The sequence below is a fragment of the Roseovarius sp. MS2 genome (assembly GCF_051447875.1).
GTDB classification, from domain to species: Bacteria; Pseudomonadota; Alphaproteobacteria; order Rhodobacterales; family Rhodobacteraceae; genus Roseovarius; species Roseovarius mucosus_A.
Window position 1 is genome coordinate 3,379,038 of the sequence record NZ_JBKHVF010000001.1, and the last position, 17,647, is coordinate 3,396,684.

Annotated in this window: 15 protein-coding genes and 1 other RNA gene; 15 read left to right on the top strand and 1 reads right to left on the bottom strand. The window is 60.7% G+C overall.

Going from position 1 to position 17,647, the window contains the following annotated elements:
- Positions 1–52: 52 nt before the first annotated feature.
- The 8 genes from ACLGGT_RS16550 (at position 53) to ACLGGT_RS16585 (ending at position 6,841) form a co-directional block, all read left to right on the top strand.
- Positions 53–1,255 carry a hypothetical protein gene (locus ACLGGT_RS16550; protein WP_437196898.1) on the top strand — a complete coding sequence of 401 codons (1,203 nt, stop codon included), beginning with the start codon at positions 53–55 and terminating at the stop codon, positions 1,253–1,255.
- Positions 1,252–2,613, top strand: coding sequence for a cytochrome P450 (locus ACLGGT_RS16555; RefSeq protein WP_437196900.1), 1,362 nt, complete (start codon positions 1,252–1,254; stop codon positions 2,611–2,613). The genes ACLGGT_RS16550 and ACLGGT_RS16555 overlap by 4 nt, the downstream gene beginning before the upstream one ends.
- Positions 2,614–2,620: 7 nt before the next feature.
- Positions 2,621–2,973: a transfer-messenger RNA gene (gene ssrA / locus ACLGGT_RS16560) on the top strand.
- An 87-nt stretch (positions 2,974–3,060) separates the two neighbouring features.
- Positions 3,061–4,314 carry a chromate efflux transporter gene (gene chrA, locus ACLGGT_RS16565; protein ID WP_437196902.1) on the top strand — a complete coding sequence of 418 codons (1,254 nt, stop codon included), beginning with the start codon at positions 3,061–3,063 and terminating at the stop codon, positions 4,312–4,314.
- A 74-nt stretch (positions 4,315–4,388) separates the two neighbouring features.
- Positions 4,389–4,844 (top strand): SspB family protein, encoded by a 456-nt coding sequence (locus tag ACLGGT_RS16570; protein WP_037297595.1) that lies wholly within the window; start codon positions 4,389–4,391, stop codon positions 4,842–4,844.
- 107 nt (positions 4,845–4,951) lie between these two features.
- A complete protein-coding gene (gene fumC, locus ACLGGT_RS16575) occupies positions 4,952–6,343 on the top strand; it encodes a class II fumarate hydratase (protein ID WP_008280830.1) in 1,392 nt (463 codons plus the stop codon).
- Positions 6,340–6,522: a DUF4169 family protein gene (locus ACLGGT_RS16580; RefSeq protein WP_437196904.1), complete on the top strand. Its 183-nt coding sequence runs from the start codon at positions 6,340–6,342 to the stop codon at positions 6,520–6,522. Before fumC ends, ACLGGT_RS16580 begins: the two co-directional genes overlap by 4 nt.
- A gap of 85 nt (positions 6,523–6,607) precedes the next feature.
- Positions 6,608–6,841 (top strand): ribbon-helix-helix domain-containing protein, encoded by a 234-nt coding sequence (locus ACLGGT_RS16585; RefSeq protein WP_437196905.1) that lies wholly within the window; start codon positions 6,608–6,610, stop codon positions 6,839–6,841.
- A gap of 48 nt (positions 6,842–6,889) precedes the next feature.
- Here the strand turns inward: ACLGGT_RS16585 and ACLGGT_RS16590 are convergent, their stop codons facing one another.
- The gene (locus ACLGGT_RS16590; protein ID WP_008280833.1) at positions 6,890–8,725 is read right to left on the bottom strand and encodes a BCCT family transporter; all 1,836 of its coding nucleotides are present in this window, start codon (positions 8,723–8,725) and stop codon (positions 6,890–6,892) included.
- A 505-nt stretch (positions 8,726–9,230) separates the two neighbouring features.
- On the opposite strand from ACLGGT_RS16590, the gene ACLGGT_RS16595 reads away from it, so the two are divergent.
- The 7 genes from ACLGGT_RS16595 to ACLGGT_RS16625 all read left to right on the top strand — a co-directional run bounded on the left by ACLGGT_RS16595 (position 9,231) and on the right by ACLGGT_RS16625 (position 17,647).
- Positions 9,231–10,940 carry a BCCT family transporter gene (locus ACLGGT_RS16595; protein ID WP_437196906.1) on the top strand — a complete coding sequence of 570 codons (1,710 nt, stop codon included), beginning with the start codon at positions 9,231–9,233 and terminating at the stop codon, positions 10,938–10,940.
- A 95-nt stretch (positions 10,941–11,035) separates the two neighbouring features.
- The gene (locus tag ACLGGT_RS16600) at positions 11,036–12,256 is read left to right on the top strand and encodes an aminotransferase class V-fold PLP-dependent enzyme (RefSeq protein ID WP_437196908.1); all 1,221 of its coding nucleotides are present in this window, start codon (positions 11,036–11,038) and stop codon (positions 12,254–12,256) included.
- A gap of 48 nt (positions 12,257–12,304) precedes the next feature.
- Positions 12,305–13,726 (top strand): cryptochrome/photolyase family protein, encoded by a 1,422-nt coding sequence (locus tag ACLGGT_RS16605; RefSeq protein ID WP_437196910.1) that lies wholly within the window; start codon positions 12,305–12,307, stop codon positions 13,724–13,726.
- A 66-nt stretch (positions 13,727–13,792) separates the two neighbouring features.
- Positions 13,793–15,001, top strand: coding sequence for an SAM-dependent methyltransferase (locus ACLGGT_RS16610; RefSeq protein WP_037297598.1), 1,209 nt, complete (start codon positions 13,793–13,795; stop codon positions 14,999–15,001).
- The gene (locus tag ACLGGT_RS16615; RefSeq protein WP_008280839.1) at positions 15,002–15,460 is read left to right on the top strand and encodes a TrgA family protein; all 459 of its coding nucleotides are present in this window, start codon (positions 15,002–15,004) and stop codon (positions 15,458–15,460) included. It abuts the gene before it with no gap.
- Entirely contained in the window at positions 15,436–16,557 is a 1,122-nt protein-coding gene (locus ACLGGT_RS16620; RefSeq protein WP_437196911.1) for an NUDIX domain-containing protein, read from the top strand. The genes ACLGGT_RS16615 and ACLGGT_RS16620 overlap by 25 nt, the downstream gene beginning before the upstream one ends.
- A 58-nt stretch (positions 16,558–16,615) precedes the next feature.
- Entirely contained in the window at positions 16,616–17,647 is a 1,032-nt protein-coding gene (locus ACLGGT_RS16625; RefSeq protein ID WP_437196913.1) for a cysteine synthase A, read from the top strand.

A 17,647-nucleotide genomic window follows, 5' to 3' on the forward strand; every position in this document is an offset into this window, starting at 1 on the left:
CCTTACGCTTGCCCGATTTCCGCGCTAGGTTTGCTGCAACATGAGGTTGAACATGAGCAGCGAGCCCCAAGTGCGCCGCAGGCGCGTGTTTTATATTCCGGGCTATGACCCGATTCCACCGCGCCGATATCGCGAGCTTTACCGCAAGGAAAGCGCTGCGCAGGCTGCTATTTCCGGATATGAAATCAATGTCTTGAAAGCCAAAGCTCAGGCGCGATTTGGCTGGAATGTCTCTGCGCAGATTGAGGGGGCCGAGGTTGAGAGCGCGGTTGAAGTGCTGGTCTGGTCCGATATCGTCAAAGGCAGCATGGATCAGGGGATTTTGGCCACCTATGTGCAGCTGATCCGCACGGCGGCGATCTATATCGGCACCGGCGCGCTGTTTCGGCTTATGCGGTTGCGCAAGGGTCCGGTGATTGCGGCGCTTTATCCGGTTGGATTTCTGTTGGTGCAGCTTGGCATAGCGTTCATGGTGGCGTGGGGATTGGGCCGCGTGCTGGCGCTTTGGCATCCTTGGGCGGCGTGGGGCGGGCTTGGTGTGGTGCCGTTCATTCTTGAATGGTTCCGGCGTCTGGATGGCCGGTTCTTTGCCTATTACCTGATGCATGATTACGCCTATTCGGCGCGGTATCTGGGGGCCAATCCGCCTGAATTGGAGACGCGGATGGCGGAATTTACCGCCGAGATCGCGCAGGCCTTGCAGGGAGATTGTGATGAGGTGCTGGTGGTTGGCCATTCCTCGGGCGCGCATCTTGGGGTGTCGATTCTGGCCGATCTGATCCGGGGTGGGCAGGTGCCCGAGCACGGCCCGTCGCTGTCGTTCCTGAGCCTTGGGCAGGTGGTGCCGATGGTGTCCTTTCTGCCGCGCGCCCATCGGCTGCGGGCCGATTTGGCCTATCTGAGCGCGCGGGACGAGGTGACTTGGGTGGATGTCACGGCACCCGGCGATGGCTGCGCCTTTGCGCTTTGCGATCCGGTGGCGGTGTCGGGCGTGGCCCCAAAGGACAAACGCTGGCCGCTGGTGATTTCGGCGGCGTTCACCCAAACGCTGAGCGCCGAGCGGTGGCGCGCCTTGCGGTGGCGGTTTTTCCGGCTGCATTTTCAATATCTTTGCGCCTTTGATCGGCCCGGTGACTATGACTATTTCCGCGTCACGGCAGGGCCATTGACACTGGCCGCGCGGTTTCGTGACAGACCGCCCTCAAAAAGCCGGATCGAGCGTGCCACCTCGCGGTACACGAGCCTCGCCCCATGATCCCGCCCAAGCCGCCCGCGCGCCCGGACCATGTGTCGCTCTGGCGGTATCTGCGGCTCTTTCGGGCCGATATTCTGTCGGCACAGCCTGCGCGGCTCTATCGCGCGTGGATGGCTGAATTCCGCACGCCGTTCTTTCGCTCTTACCTGTGTAATGACACGGGCCTGGTTGATCTGGTGCTGAAACAACGCCCCGATGATTTCCCCAAATCCGCCCGCGTGTCCGAAGGGTTGCGGCCCCTGCTGGGGCAATCGGTCTTTGTCACCAATGGCGAGACATGGAAGCGGCAGAGGCGCATCATTGATCCCGCATTCGAAGGCGGGCGGTTGCGCGATACCTTTGCCGCGATGGTCACCGCCGGGCAGGGGGCAGTTGCGCGGCTGGCCCCGCTCGCCGATGGCAGAGGGTTTGATATTGAGGGCCACACCAGCCATGCCGCTGCCGATGTCATCTTTCGCACGCTGTTTTCGCTGCCCATCGAGGATCGCACCGCCGCGCAGGTGTTTGACGCCTTCAAGGCGCATCAGCGCATGCAACCCGTGCTGAACCTTGCCGCCTTTGTGCCCTTGCCCGGTTGGTTTCCACGATTTCATCGCCGTCAGACGCGGGTGACGGCGCGTGCTATCCGGGGGCTGATCACAGAATTGACCGCCCGGCGGCAGGCCGAGATTGCGGCGGGCACCGCGCCCGACGATCTGGCGACCAAGATCATGACCACTGCCGATCCGGAAACCGGCGCGCGGTTTGACACCGAAGAGATGGTTGATCAGGTGGCGATCTTTTTCCTCGCGGGGCATGAGACAAGCGCGTCGGCGCTGGCTTGGGCGCTGTATCTTCTGGCGCTTTACCCCGAGTGGCAAGAGCGGGTGGCCGAAGAGGCAGAGGCGGTTTTTGGCCCCCGTGCGCCAGAGTTTTCCGATATGGCGCGGTTGCGTGTTACCCGCGATGTGTTTCGCGAGACGCTGCGCCTCTATCCGCCGGTGCCGATGATGGTACGCGAGACGGCCTGCCCCGAAAGGTTCCGTAACCGTGATATTCCACGTGGCGCGCAGGTGGTGATCAGCCCCTGGCATCTGCATCGGCACGAACGGCTTTGGGATAATCCCGATGGGTTCGATCCGGCGCGCTATGGCACCGAGAATGGTAAGACCTGTCTGCGCGAGGCGTTCATCCCGTTTTCCGCCGGGCAGCGGGTTTGCACCGGGGCGGGGTTTGCGATGATTGAGGGGCCTTTGCTGTTGGCCATGCTGGTTCGGGCCTATCGCCTGAGCCCGGTGGCCGAGCGCCCACCGGTGCCGGTGGCGCATCTGACGGTGCGGGGGCGTGACGGGATCTGGCTTAAACTTTCGCCAAGGTGACCGGCACCCCCTTTGCAAGCCGCTTCAGAGCGCCTATGTATGAGGTGTTCGCGCAAGCGGACTATGGACATAAACGCGCTCGTAATAAGCGGATCGGACCCGGGGGCGGTACCCGGCGACTCCACCAAACATCCTTCATTTGGGGATCATGGGGTCGAAATAGGATCGACGAACGTCTAAAGGGGTTATGCTTTGTCCCGGTGAGGTACCACCGTTATCGGTCCGAAACGTACAGTTGCAAATGACAACCGTGCTCCGGTGGCCGTTGCTGCGTAAGCAGTAACCAAACCGAAACTTAAGCCCTTGCGCTTAGCCGCGTAAGGCGGGGTTCGCAGGCACCTGGCAACAGAAGCCTGCACTTTCACTTTAAAAATGATCCATAAGGCGCGGAACTGGCGTCATAAAACTATGTCTTGCGTGTCGTCGCGTGGCGCGCGACAAAGACATATGAGCGCGCCGCCCCTTGCCCTGATCTTTCGCAGCTTTGCCCGCATTGGTCTTTTGAGCTTTGGTGGGCCGGCGGCGCAAATCTCGATGATGCATGACGAACTGGTAGAGCGGCGCGGCTGGCTGACCGAACAGCAATTTCTGGGCGCATTGTCGTTTTGCATGCTCTTGCCGGGGCCAGAGGCGATGCAGCTTTGCACCTATGCCGGTTGGCGGCTGCGTGGGGTGCTGGGCGGGTTGATTGCCGGGCTTCTCTTTGTGCTGCCGGGTGCGGCGGTGATCCTCGTGCTTGGTCTGGGCTATGCCACCTATGGCGATCTGCCGCTGGTACAGGCGGTGTTTTTGGGCATCAAGGCGGCGGTGGTGGTGATCGTGCTGCAAGCCTTGCTCAAGTTGGCGCGGCGCGCTCTCAAGGGCTGGGACAGTTGGGTTCTGGCGGGCTTGGGCTTTGTCGCGATGTTCTTTTTGTCGGTGCCCTTTCCGTTGATCATCGCGGCGGCGGCGCTCTGGGGCGCGTGGTCGCATCGCAGTGTGGCGGTGGATGCGAGCATGGTCGCCCCTGTGCCTGTGGCGATCTCTCAGACCGTGGCGACCGCGCTCATATGGGGTGCGCTCTGGGCCGCGCCGGTGCTGCTGGTTTGGGGCACGGGGGCCACGTTTCTGACTGATCTGGCGCTTTTCTTCAGTAAATTGGCGGTGGTGACCTTTGGCGGGGCCTATGCGGTGCTGGCCTATATGACCGAAACCGTGGTGGCGACCAAGGGCTGGTTGACCACGGCCGAGATGATCGATGCGCTCGGGCTTGCCGAGACCACGCCGGGGCCATTGATCCTTGTGACCGAGTTTGTGGGCCTTTTGGCGGGCTATGCGCAGGGCGGAGTGGGCATAGCGGTGCTGGCGGCCTGCCTTACGCTTTGGGTGACGTTCATTCCCTGCTTTTTGTGGATCTTCACCGGGGCCCCCTATATCGAACAGATCCTTGCGCGGCCCCGTCTCAAGGGGGCTTTGGCGGGGATATCGGCGGCTGTGGTGGGGGTCATCCTCAACCTTTCGGTGTGGTTCGCGCTGCATGTGCTGTTCGGGCAGGTGACGATGGGTGCCTTTGGGCCCCAGCCCGAAATCAGCAGTTTTTCGCTGCGCGATGCGGTCTATGTGGCGGTTGCGGGCGGTTTATTGCTGGGTCTTCGCCTGCCAATGGTGCCGGTTCTGGCGCTTATGGCGGCGCTGGCGGGGCTGGCTCATGTTTTGATCTGAGGCGCGCATTGCGGGTCTTTTGTTTTGTTTCGAATCCCCTATGCTGGCATGCAGCAATTCCCCAAGGGTCAAACATGTCTCGATCAATCGACTACGGAAATCTTATGCATCGTGCCATGCGCGGCCTCATTCAAGAGGTGCTGAGCAAGGTGCAGGCCGAAGGTTTGCCCGGGGCGCATCATTTCTTCATCACGTTTGACACCAAACACCCCGAGGCCAAGCTCGCTGATTGGTTGAAACAGCGCTACCCCTCAGAAATGACGGTGGTGATGCAGCATTGGTATGATGACCTCAAGGTTACGAACGATGGGTTTGGCGTGACGCTGAATTTTGGCGACGCGCCCGAGCGGCTGTATGTGCCCTATGATTCGATCCAGACCTTTGTTGATCCTTCGGTTGAATTCGGCCTGCGCTTTGAGACGCAGGAAGTGGATGACGATATCGACGAGTTGGATGATACCGACCCACCCGATGACGATCCCAGCCCCGGCAAGGCCGAGGTGGTGCGGCTCGACAGTTTCCGCAAGTAACGCGCGCTTTGTCGCGGCCTGCGGTCTTTGTATCCCGTCGTATACAGCATTGATCTTTTGCAGAACTGCGGTATGAACGGGGCAAACCCGTCACGAAAGGCTTTGCCATGACCGCCACCCGCACCGAAACCGATAGCTTTGGCCCCCTTGAGGTGCCGAATGACAAATATTGGGGCGCGCAGACGCAGCGCTCGATCATGAATTTCCCGATTGGCTGGGAAAAACAGCCCGTTGCGATTGTGCGCGCACTTGGCGTGATCAAACAGGCCTGCGCACAGGCGAACAAGGCCAGCGGTGCGCTGGATGCGCGTCGCGCCGATGCCATCATCCAAGCGGCGGGCGAAGTCATCGCAGGCAAATTCGACGACAATTTCCCGCTGGTGGTCTGGCAGACCGGATCAGGCACGCAATCCAACATGAATGCCAATGAGGTCATCGCCAACCGCGCGATTGAAATCTTGGGCGGTGTCATTGGCTCCAAAGATCCGGTGCATCCCAATGACCATGTGAACATGGGGCAATCATCCAACGACACCTTTCCCACCGCCATGCATATTGCCGCTGCCATGACGGCGCGCGATGTGCTTTTGCCGGGGTTGGCCAAGCTTTTGGCCGGGCTTGAGGCCAAGTCGGAAGAGTTCAAGGACATCATCAAGATCGGCCGCACCCATACGCAGGACGCCACGCCGCTGACGCTGGGGCAGGAATTCTCGGGCTATGCGCATCAGGTGCGGCAGGGCATCGCGCGGGTCAATCTGTGCTTGCCCGGTATCTATGAGCTGGCACAGGGCGGCACCGCTGTGGGCACCGGTCTGAACACCGCGAAGGGCTGGGATACGACCGTCGCGGCGCAAATGGCCGAGATCACCGGCCTGCCGTTTGTCACGGCCCCCAACAAATTCGAGGCGCTGGCGGCGCATGATGCGATGGTGTTCATGTCGGGCGCGCTCGCCACGGTGGCCGGGTCTTGCTACAAGATTGCCAATGACATCCGGTTTCTGGGGTCGGGTCCGCGGTCGGGCCTGGGCGAATTGATCCTGCCCGAGAACGAGCCGGGCAGCTCGATCATGCCGGGCAAGGTCAACCCGACACAGGCCGAGGCGCTGACGCAGGTGGCCGCCCATGTCATGGGCAATGATGCCGCGATCAAGTTCGCAGGCTCTCAGGGGCATTTCGAGTTGAACGTCTATAATCCGATGATGGCCTATAACCTGTTGCAATCCATGCAGCTTTTGGGCGATGCCGCCGACAGCTTCACAGAGCGGATGCTCAACGGGATCGAGGCCAATGGCCCGCGTATCGAAAAGCTGATGCAGGAAAGCCTGATGCTGGTGACAGCCTTGGCCCCCACCATCGGCTATGACAATGCCACCAAGGTTGCCAAGACCGCGCATAAGAACGGCACGACGTTGCGCGAAGAAGCGATCGCGCTTGGCTTTGTCGATGGCGAGACCTTTGATCGCGTCGTGCGCCCCGAAGACATGATCGGCCCGAAATGAGCGATGCCCCGGTCAATCTGAACCGGGTGCGCAAGCAAAAGGCGCGGGCCAAGGACAAGGCCCGCGCAGATGAGAATGCCGTGCGCTTTGGCCGGACCAAGGCGCAAAAGGCGCTGGAGCAGGCGCAGACCGAAAAGGCGCGCGCCACGCTTGACCAGCATCGCCGGGACGAGGACTGAGTTTGGCTTCATCTGGCCCAAAATACCTCGGGGGAGTCCTGGATATCATCCAGGACGGGGGCAGCGCCCCCCTGTCTGACCTATGATGGGCGCGCGCCCGGTCAAACGCTCGCTTACCCTGCGTGGGCATCGCACCAGCGTGTCTCTTGAGGATGAGTTCTGGCAGGCCTTTCGCGAGATTGCCGAGGAAAAATCCATGGCTCTCAACGTTTTGGCTGCCGAAATTGATGCGGGTCGCGGGATCGAGACCGGGTTGGCAACGGCGATCCGGCTTTATGTTTTGGCGTATTACCGGGATCGGGCCTTGTTTAACGGCTGACGCCGCGCGAGGGGCGCGGCGTCATTTCGCTCAGGTTCTGCGGTGGGATTATTCCGCCGGTTGTTCGGCCAAAAGCCCGTGCTTGTCGCGCAGATGATCGCGGTAGAGCGCCTTGGTCAACGCCACCACCATCAACACCATCACCATGGCAAAGGGCAGCGCGCCGATGATCATGGCGTTCTTCAGCGCCTCGAACGGGTCGGCAGAGGCCCCCGAATTGCCCGCGATGATCAGCGCGCCGATCACCAGCGTAAGGATGACGCCCCAGATGATCCGGTGTTTGATGCCGGTTTCCGCCTGACCCCCTGACATGATCGTGTTCATCACGAGGATGCCCGAGTCTGCCGAGGTGACGAGGAAGGTCAGCACCAGCACCACGCACATGATCGTCACAGCCGTAAGCAAGCCGCCATCAATCATGAAGCCCAATGTGACAAAGAGTTTGTTGGTGTTGGAGGCACCGATGATGGCCCCTTGCGCCACACCGCTGAGTTCAAGATCAATCGCCGTCGCGCCGAGGATGGTCATCCAAGCAAAGCACACAAGCGCCGGGGCAATCACACAGCCAAGAATGAATTCCCGCACGGTGCGCCCCTTCGAGATGCGCGCAAGGAACAGGCCAACGAAGGGCGAAAACGCGATCCACCACGCCCAGTAGAAGGTTGTCCAACCCGCCTGCCAGCCAAACAGGCGACCTTGGGCACCGGCCTCGTAGGCGGCAATTTTGGTCGCCTCGGGCAGCTCAGCGGCGGCACCGCTCAGACCGCCGACAAAGCCATCAAAACTGCCCCATGCGTTCGTTGCGCCGCCGTAAAGGTCGGCGGCAAGCGGGGCCGCTTCGGTGGGAAGCGCGGCGGCAAAAGCCTCGGACGAGAGCGGCCCATAGGCGTTGAACGACAGCGAGGTGAAGTGCAGGATGTAATCGGCAAGGGCCGTTGCGTATTTGGTCATGGCAAAGGCGAAAGAGCCAAAGACGATAAAGACCAGCAACAGAACCACCGACAACACGAGGTTGAGGTTCGAGAGATATTTGATGCCGCGTCCCACGCCCGAAACCGCCGAGAGGATCGACAGGCCCATGATCGCGAGCAGGGCGGCGATGAGGCCTGCGGTGGTGGGTTTTGGGGCCTCGCCCGTGGTGTTCATCAGCCATTCCATGCCACTGACCGCATAGACGCCATCGACAAATTGCGACACGCCAAAGCCGATGGTGACGGACACGCCGAGAATGGTGGCCACGACGCCCAGAATGTCGACAAGATCACCCAAAATGCCGTTGGCGGCACGCCCCAGCAACGGGGTCAGCGCCGAGCGGATGGTCAGCGGCATGTCCCGCGTATAGGCGTAATAGGCAAGGCTGAGCCCTGTCACCACATAGATGGCCCAGGCGTGAAAGCCGTAATGCGCAAAGGTATAGCGATAGGCCGGGGTCACGCCCTCTGCCGTGTTGCCGATGACGGCCCCGGTCACAGTCTCTGGGTTCGAGCCCCAGAGGCCCAGCGGTTCCGCCGTGGCGAACACCATGAGACCCACACCAAGACCCGCACCGAACATCATCGAGAACCAAGAGAAGTTTGAAAACTCGGGTTTTTCGCCCACGCGCCCCATCATGCGCCTGCCTGTCGCGGGCAAGAGCGCCACGATGAAGAGGAAAAAGGCAAACATGCCGGTGGCGAGAATATAGAAGGTGTTGAACCCTTCGAGGAGCGACCAGTTGAGGCTCGACAGCGTGGCATTGGCATTGAGGGGCCAGACCAGCGCCCAGATCACCAAGAGCGCCATCGAGGTTTTGGAAATCAGCGCGATGGGCAAGCTATAGCCCTCGTAGAACCCCTGTGGGGCGGTTTTTATCTCGAGATCTGTGAAAGGGGGTTTTATACTCATCTGTGACGTCCCTGATCCATTGCGATTGAACGGGGTCCTTGTGTGGCTCTGAAATCGGCCTGTTGCCCCATCCCGTCATTTTCCCACGCCGAGGCCCGTGTAACGAGCGGGTAATCCGGCGCTCCGTGCGCAAATTACGACCATTGGGGTGTGGAATTGCGGCCATCTGTGCGCGGGGTTCAACCGGATTGATCCGCTGCGCAACGAAACTGAAATCGGCTTTCCATGAAAACAGGGCGCGCGAATCCCTTTGTGATTGTCGTTTGGCGACATGGTGCAGGTCGCAAACGTGACGTTTCCGTGCCGCCGGGTTGCAGTTTTGGGCGGTTTCTTGCTAAAAGGTTGTGACGATCCGGGCATGCAAGGCCCGGTGCGCCTGCGGACAGCGTGTCTGCTTTCCTCGTGCGCGAGACCTCAAAACGCTGCCACGTGCCGCACTGGTGCGTCGCCTTTGTCCGCTGTGACGGGCGCAACGGGCAGCAGAAAAACAAGCAAAGGGGGCCAGATGGCCGACGAAACAACCAATCAAGGCATACCCGCGCCCGAAGGGCAGTCGGACCTGATCGAGACAGTGTACGAGATCGGGCAGGACAATGTGCAACCACAGGTGGGGCCTTTTGGTCTCGATATTCATAACCCGGTCTTTTTTATTTCGGGCCTTAGCATCGTGATCTTTGTGTTCTACGCGCTGGCGCTGCCCGGTCATGCGGCATCGGTGTTTGACTGGCTGTTTGCGTCAGTTACCCAAGGGTTTGACTGGTTCTTCTTGAGTGCCGCCAATGTCTTCGTGATCTTTTGCCTTTTCCTGATTGTCAGCCCCTATGGCCGCGTGCGGCTGGGCGGGGATGAGGCGACGCCGGATTACAGCTATCTGGGCTGGTTCGCGATGCTTTTTGCGGCCGGAATGGGCATTGGCCTGATGTTCTTTGGCGTGTCAGAGCCGATGAGCCATTTTTCCAGCGCCTTGGGCGGCACGGCGATGGAGGGCGGTGTGCGCAGCGATTGGGCCCCGCTTGGCGCGGCCGGCGGTGATCCCGAGGCGGCATCACGCCTTGGCATGGCGGCCACCATTTTTCACTGGGGTCTGCATCCTTGGGCGATTTACGCGGTGGTGGCACTGGCACTGGCGCTTTTCAGCTATAACAAGGGTCTGCCGCTCACGCTGCGCTCGGCCTTTTATCCGATCCTGGGCGAACGGGTCTGGGGCTGGTGGGGCCATGTGATCGACACGCTGGCAGTCTTTGCCACGCTCTTTGGTCTGGCCACCTCGCTGGGCTTTGGGGCAGAGCAGGCGGCGTCGGGGCTGACTTTTCTCTATGGGTCGGGCGACGCGGCAGAGGGCACGCGGGCATTCCTGGGCATCTCTTATGGCAATACCGAAGAAAGCGGCGTTGAAAATTCGAGCCTTCTTTTGGTCTTGCTGATTTCAGGCATCACGGCGATTGCCCTAGTCTCGGTGGTGCGTGGCCTTGATGGCGGGGTCAAGGTGCTGTCCGAGATCAACATGGGCTTGGCGGCGCTGTTGCTGCTGTTCGTGTTCTTTGTGGGTGGCCCGATTTTCCTGCTGACGTTCTTTTTCGACAGCCTTTGGGCCTATCTGCAAAACCTTGTCGCGCTGTCCAATCCCTTTGGGCGCGAAGACACCAATTTCATGCAGGGCTGGACGGCGTTCTATTGGGCGTGGTGGATCAGCTGGTCGCCCTTTGTGGGCATGTTCATTGCGCGTGTCAGCCGGGGCCGCACGGTGCGGGAATTCGTGATCTGCGTATTGCTCATTCCGTCGCTGGTCTGTGTCCTGTGGATGAGTGTTTTTGGCGGCACCGCGCTTAATCAGGTGATTTCCGGGGGCTATGAGGCGGCACAAAATGCCCCTCTGGAGCTTAAACTCTTCCAGATGCTTGATCCTTTGCCCTTGGCGACGATCACCTCGACCATCGGGATTGTTCTTGTGGTGGTGTTCTTTGTCACCTCATCGGATTCGGGCAGTCTTGTAATCGACACGATTACGGCGGGCGGCAAGGTTGACGCGCCCGTGCCGCAGCGGGTGTTCTGGTGCATCTTTGAAGGGGCCGTCGCGATTGTTCTCTTGATCGGCGGGGGCCTGACGGCGCTGCAATCGGCGGTGATTTCGACCGGCCTGCCGTTTACATTGGTGCTGTTGGTGATGTGCTGGGCGATCTTTCGCGGCTTGCAGAGCGAGCGAAAGATCCTCTGAGCGACCCATGGTCATGCAGTCCAAGGCCCTCCGGCGCTTGCGCGCCGGGGGGCTTTGCTGTTTTGTGGCCGCAAAAAGGGACAATGGGGACAGTGATGACACTCGATACAGATTTCGTACGTGCGCAATTTCCGGCCTTTGCCGAGCCAAGCCTTGAGGGACAAGCGTTTTTTGAGAATGCCGGTGGCTCTTATACCTGCGGCCCGGTGATTGCGCGGCTGGAGCGGTATTATCGGCAACGCAAGGTGCAGCCCTACGCGCCCTATGAGGCGAGCCAATTGGCCGGGGCCGAGATGGACGAGGCGCGGGCGCGGCTTGCAGCGATGATGGGAGTGGCCACCGATGAGCTGAGCTTTGGTCCCTCGACCACGCAGAACACCTATGTTCTGGCGCAGGCATTCCGGCAGTGGATGGAACCGGGCGATGCGATCATCGTCACCAATCAGGATCACGAGGCCAATTCCGGGCCGTGGCGGCGGTTGGCGGACGCAGGATTCGAAGTGCGTGAGTGGAAAATCAACCCCGAGAGCGGTTTGCTTGATCCGGCCGATCTTGAAAATCTGCTGGATGACCGGGTGCGACTGGTGTGTTTTCCGCATTGCTCCAACGTTGTGGGGGCGATCAACCCGGTGGTCGAGATTACGGCGCTGGCGCATGCCGCCGGGGCCTTTGTCTGTGTCGATGGGGTTAGCTATGCGCCGCATGGCCTGCCGGATGTGGGGGGAATGGGGCCGGATATTTACCTTTTTTCGGCCTATAAAACCTATGGGCCGCATCAGGGGATCATGGTGATCCGGCGGGAATTGGGCAATCTCTTGCCCAATCAGGCGCATTATTTCAATGCGGGCACGCTCTATAAACGGTTCACGCCAGCGGGTCCGGATCATGCACAGGTCGCGGCAAGCGCCGGTATGGCGGATTATATCGACGATCTGGCGGCGCATCACGGGATCACGGGCGATGCCGTGACGCGGGCGGTCGGGGTGCATGACCTGATACGCGGGCATGAAACAGCACTTTTGCAGCCGCTCTTGGATTTCCTCAAGGATCGCAATTCTGCGCGGCTGATCGGCCCGGTCGAGGCCGAACAAAAAGCGCCGACCGTGGCTGTTGCGCTTAATCGCCCCGGTATCGACGCGGCGACAGAGTTGGCGCAGCATGGGATCATGGCGGGAGGCGGCGATTTCTACGCGGTGCGGCCCCTGACGGCGATGGGCGTTGACCCAGAGCGCGGCGTGTTGCGTCTGAGTTTTGTGCATTACACGACCCGCGCCGAGGTCGACAAACTCTTAACCGCCCTTGATGATATTCTTTGATCCGCCCGCGTCCCCGGCCCGTATTGCAATCAAAGACCGGGGCAGGGGATGACGGATATAGCACCATCAATCGTATGGCTACGGCGCGATTTGCGTCTGGCCGATCACCCGGCACTCTGTGCGGCGCTTGCAGGCGGCGGCGCGGTTATTCCTGTTTTCATCCATGATGAGAGCGTCGAAGGTCTGGGCGCTGCACCGATGTGGCGTCTGGGCCTGTCGCTGGCGTCGCTTGCGCGTGATCTGGCGGCGTGCGGCAGCCGCTTGATCCTGCGCCGGGGCGCGGCGCTGGATGTGCTGCGTGCGCTGGTGGCTGAAACCGGGGCAGGGGCGGTGCACTGGTCGCGGCTTTATGATCCGCAGTCCATCGCGCGCGACAAGGCGGTGAAATCCGCGCTGCGTGAGGCAGGGGTGGACGCACAAAGCCACCCGGGCCATGTGATGTTCGAGCCTTGGACGGTTGAGACCAAGACCGGCGGGTTTTACCGGGTTTACAGCCCGATGTGGCGCGCGGTGAAGGATCGCGATGTGGCGATGCCGCTAACAGCGCCCGCGCAGATCCCGGCCCCCAAGGTTTGGCCCGCCTCTGACAGTCTGGATGATTGGCAGATGGGGGTCGCCATGTATCGGGGGGCCGACGTGTGCTTGCCCTATCAGCGGGTGGGCGAGGCCGCGGCGATGGAGCGATTGCATGCCTTTGCCGATGGGGCGATTGCAGAGTACCAGGACGCCCGGAATTTTCCGGCGGTCGATGCAACGTCTGCGCTGTCGGAAAACCTGACCTATGGGGAAATCTCGCCGCGCCAGTGCTGGCATGCGGGGCAGCGGGCCTTGCATGGCGGGGCCAAAGGCGCAGAGACATGGCTCAAGGAACTGGTCTGGCGCGAATTTGCCTATCACCTCATGTATCACACGCCGCATATTCTGAGCGGCAATTGGCGGACCGATTGGGATGCCTTTCCATGGTCCACCAATGCGGATCATCCCGAGGTCATCGCGTGGAAACAGGGCCGCACCGGCGAACCCTTTGTCGATGCCGCCATGCGCGAGATGTATGTGACCGGCAAGATGCACAACCGCGCGCGCATGATCGTGGCCTCATACCTCACCAAGCATCTGATGACCCATTGGAAGATTGGATTGGACTGGTTCGCCGAATGTCTGAGCGATTGGGATCCGGCCTCGAATGCGATGGGCTGGCAATGGGCGGCGGGCTGTGGGCCCGACGCGGCGCCGTATTTCCGGGTGTTCAATCCCGAGACACAGTTGGACAAGTTCGACCGTGGCGGGGCCTATACCCGGCGCTGGATCGCTGAGGGGCAGCGCACCCCGCCTGCAACGGCCTTGGACTATTTCAAGGCGGTGCCGCGCGCCTGGCAGCTTGATCCGTCGATGCTTTATCCGGGTCGGATTGTTGATTTGTCACAGGGGCGGCAAAGAGCGCTCAACGCCTATGAAGCGCGGGAGTTTTGAAACATGACCATACTGACCGCAAGATCGGCGATTGACGCGCCGCAAAAGGAAAAAGGGACCGAACGTATGATCCTGACCGACACCACCGGCCAGACGGGCCTGCCGCGCTATTTCAGCCGTTGCTTTGGCGTGGCGCGCAATATCGACGCCGGACGGCTTGATATTCGCCTGCCCGATGGCCGTGTGTTCCGCGCCGAAGGGCCGCGCCCCGGCCCGGTTGCGGTGCTCGAAATCCACGACACCGAGGTGTTTGCGCGGCTGGTGCGCGAGGGCTATCTGGGCTTTTGCGAGGCGTATCTTGATGGGGACTGGTCCACGCCGGACCTTCAATCCTTTATGGACCTTCTCAACGACGACAACGACGGTATTTACAACGGCTATCCCGGTCAAAGGCTGGCGCAGATTTACGAGCGCATCCGCTTTTGGTTCAAACGGAATTCCAAGACCCAAGCCAAGCGCAACATCAGCTACCACTATGATCTGGGCAATGCGTTTTACAGCCTCTGGCTGGACGAAACGATGACCTATTCCAGTGCTATTTTTCAGCCCGGTCAGAACAGTCTGGAGCAGGCGCAGATCGCCAAATATGCCAGCATGGTGGATCAGATGGGGGTGAAGCCCGGCGATCACGTGCTGGAAATCGGCTGTGGTTGGGGGGGCTTTGCCGAATACGCCGCCAAAGAGCGGGGGTTGCGCGTGACGGGCCTCACGATCAGCGCGGAACAGTTGAAATATGCGCAGGACCGGATTGCGCGCGCCGGGCTGTCTGATCGGGTCACGCTCAAGTTGCAGGATTACCGCGACGAGCGCGGCACTTATGATGGCATCGCCAGCATCGAGATGTTCGAGGCCGTAGGCGAGCGCTATTGGCCGGTGTTTTTCAACAGTCTGCGCGAGCGGCTTAATCCCGGTGCGCTGGCCACGCTGCAGATCATCACAGTCGAGGACCGGCGGTGGGAAAGCTATCGTACCGATGTGGATTTCATCCAGAAATACATCTTTCCGGGCGGTATGCTCCCCAGCCCCACCGCGTTGCGCGCCGAGATCGAGCGCGCGGGGCTGAGTGTTGCGCGGTCTATCGAATTTGGCGAAAGCTATAGCCAAACCCTGCGCCGCTGGCATCAGGCGTTCAACGACAAGTGGGACGAAATCGCCGATATGGGCTTTGACGACCGGTTCCGCCGGATGTGGAATTTCTATCTGACCTCTTGCGCGGGGGCCTTCAAAGGGGGTAGTTGCGATGTGACGCAGATCACCATCGCAAGGCCTGGATAGATGCCCGTTACAGATCAAATGCCCACCGCCGCGCGGCTGGTCGCGGCGATCGGACTTAGCATTGTGGGATGGTTTGGATCAGAGCTCTTTCGCCCGCTTATGCCAGAAGATACCAATTTCGGCTGGTTCAACGTGGTCAATGTTGTGCTTGGCGCGATTTGCGGCTGGCGCGTGACGGGCAGGCGGCTGGGTTATGGCTATGCCGAAGGGTTCAGCGCCGGATTGACCGGGGTCGCCGCACTGGTGTTTTGGGCGCTCTTTCTTCAGAGCCTGAATGAGATGCTCAAACGTGCGCTCGATAACCGCTATGACGGGGTGATCAAGGGCCTGACCGCGATGTTCGACTTGATGGTTGACTATGGCATGACGATGATCAACGGGCCATTGATCGGCGCACTGGTCACCGGCGGGATCGTGGTGGGCCTCGTTTCGGAATGGGTCTCGCATCGGTGGTCGTGACACCGGTTTTTCTTTACGGTCCCTTGGCTGACATCACCGTTTTGCAGGCAACCTTGCCGGGCCTTGTTGCGGCTGAGGCGCGCGCCGAGGGCGTGCAGATTTGCTGTGATGACGCGCGCCTTCCTTTGGCGGGACTGCGCCGGGGGCTAGGGGCCGTAGACGGGTGGTTGGTGTCAGAACCCGACACAGTGGAGTTGGTGACCTTCATCGCCGAGGCGCTTGGCTTGGGGCGTTCGGATGTCATTACCGTCAGTCAAGACGGCCGCCCCGTCGCTGCGCGTGTCTTTCCCGGTCGGCCCGGTCCCATGGACTGGGATGCCCAAGACTGGTCGCGCCGCGCCGCGCCGATCCTGCGCTATGCAGTTCAAGAGATACTCAGCTTGAGGGGCCGTATTGCCGCGCAAGACCTATGCGCGGGCCTGCCCATGATCATTTCGCGCGCATCGGGGCGGGTGGCGGCGCAGACGCCTGCGCCCGCCGATGTGCGCAGTGCGACCGAGGCTGCGACCGTGCAGGAGATCGCCTGCGAGATCACCCATGCGGGGTTCTTCCTTGGCCGCGCCTATACGTTGCGGCATCCCCGTTTTGATGGCACGCCAAGCGATACCTTGCGGCGTGAAGTGTTTGTCGCCACGGATGCCGCCCTTGTGCTGCCCTATGATCGGGTGCGCGACCGGGTGCTTTTGGTAGAGCAGTTCCGCATGGGGCCCTATGGGCGCGGCGATCCGCGCCCGTGGATGCTAGAGCCGGTCGCCGGGCGGATTGACGGCGGCGAGAGCCCCGAAGACGCCGCGCACCGCGAATGTCTGGAAGAGGCGGGGCTGACGCTGCGCGCGCTCGAGAAGATTTCCCAGCACTATTGCACGCCGGGATATTCGACCGAATTCTTTCACCTCTTTCTGGGAATTTGCGACCTGCCCGATCTGGAACAGGGGCGCGGCGGTCTGGCCACAGAGCATGAGGATATTCGCACGCATGTGATTGATTTCGCGCAGGCAATGGCGCTTGTGCAGAGTGGAGAGGCCAATAATGGGCCGCTCATCCTCTGCCTTCTGTGGCTTGAGCGTGAACGCGCACGGCTGCGTGCATCCGCTTGAGTTCCGTTCTCCAAGCGCCTAAACCCAAGGGAACACTTTGCCTACAGGAGCATGAAAGATGCGCATTGCACAGGATTTGGCTGCCGCTGTCGGGAATACCCCGCTCATTCGTTTGCGCCGCGCCAGTGAGGAAACTGGCTGTGACATCTTGGGTAAATGCGAGTTTCTCAACCCCGGTCAATCGGTCAAGGATCGTGCCGCGCTCTTTATCATCCGCGACGCCATCGCGCGCGGTGATTTGAAACCCGGCGGTACGATTGTCGAGGGGACGGCAGGCAATACCGGCATCGGCCTTGCGCTGGTCGGGGCCTCTCTCGGGTTCAAGACGGTGATCGTCATCCCCGAAACCCAAAGCCAAGAAAAGAAGGATATGCTGCGTCTGGCCGGTGCCGATTTGGTTCAAGTTCCCGCAGCGCCCTATTCAAATCCGAACAATTTTGTCCGATACTCGGAGAGATTGGCCACTGAGCTTGCGAAAACCGAACCTAACGGTGTGATCTGGGCCAATCAGTTCGACAATGTCGCCAACCGTCAAGCGCATATCGAAACAACCGGCCCCGAGATTTGGGAGCAAACCGGGGGTAAGGTTGATGGCTTTATCTGCGCGGTGGGGTCGGGTGGCACCTTGGCCGGGGTCGGCATGGCGCTGCAACCCAAGGGCGTCAAGGTGGGTATTGCCGATCCGATGGGCGCAAAGCTTTTTTCTTGGTATACCAAAGGCGAGTTGGAGAGCGAAGGCTCGTCGATTGCCGAGGGGATCGGGCAGGTGCGCATCACGGCCAATCTTGAAGGCTTCACGCCAGATTTCGCCTGTCAGGTGCCCGATGCCGAAGCGTTGCCGATTGTCTTTGACCTGCTTCAGCATGAGGGGCTGTGCATGGGGGCCTCGAGCGGTGTGAATATCGCTGGCGCTATGCAGATGGCCCGCGACATGGGGCCGGGCCATACCATCGTGACGATCCTGTGCGATTACGGAACGCGCTATCAGTCCAAACTTTTCAATCCCGAATTCCTGCGCGCCAACAACCTGCCGACGCCAGATTGGCTGGATCAGGCTCCGCGCTCGATTCCGGGGGTTTTCGCGGGGTGA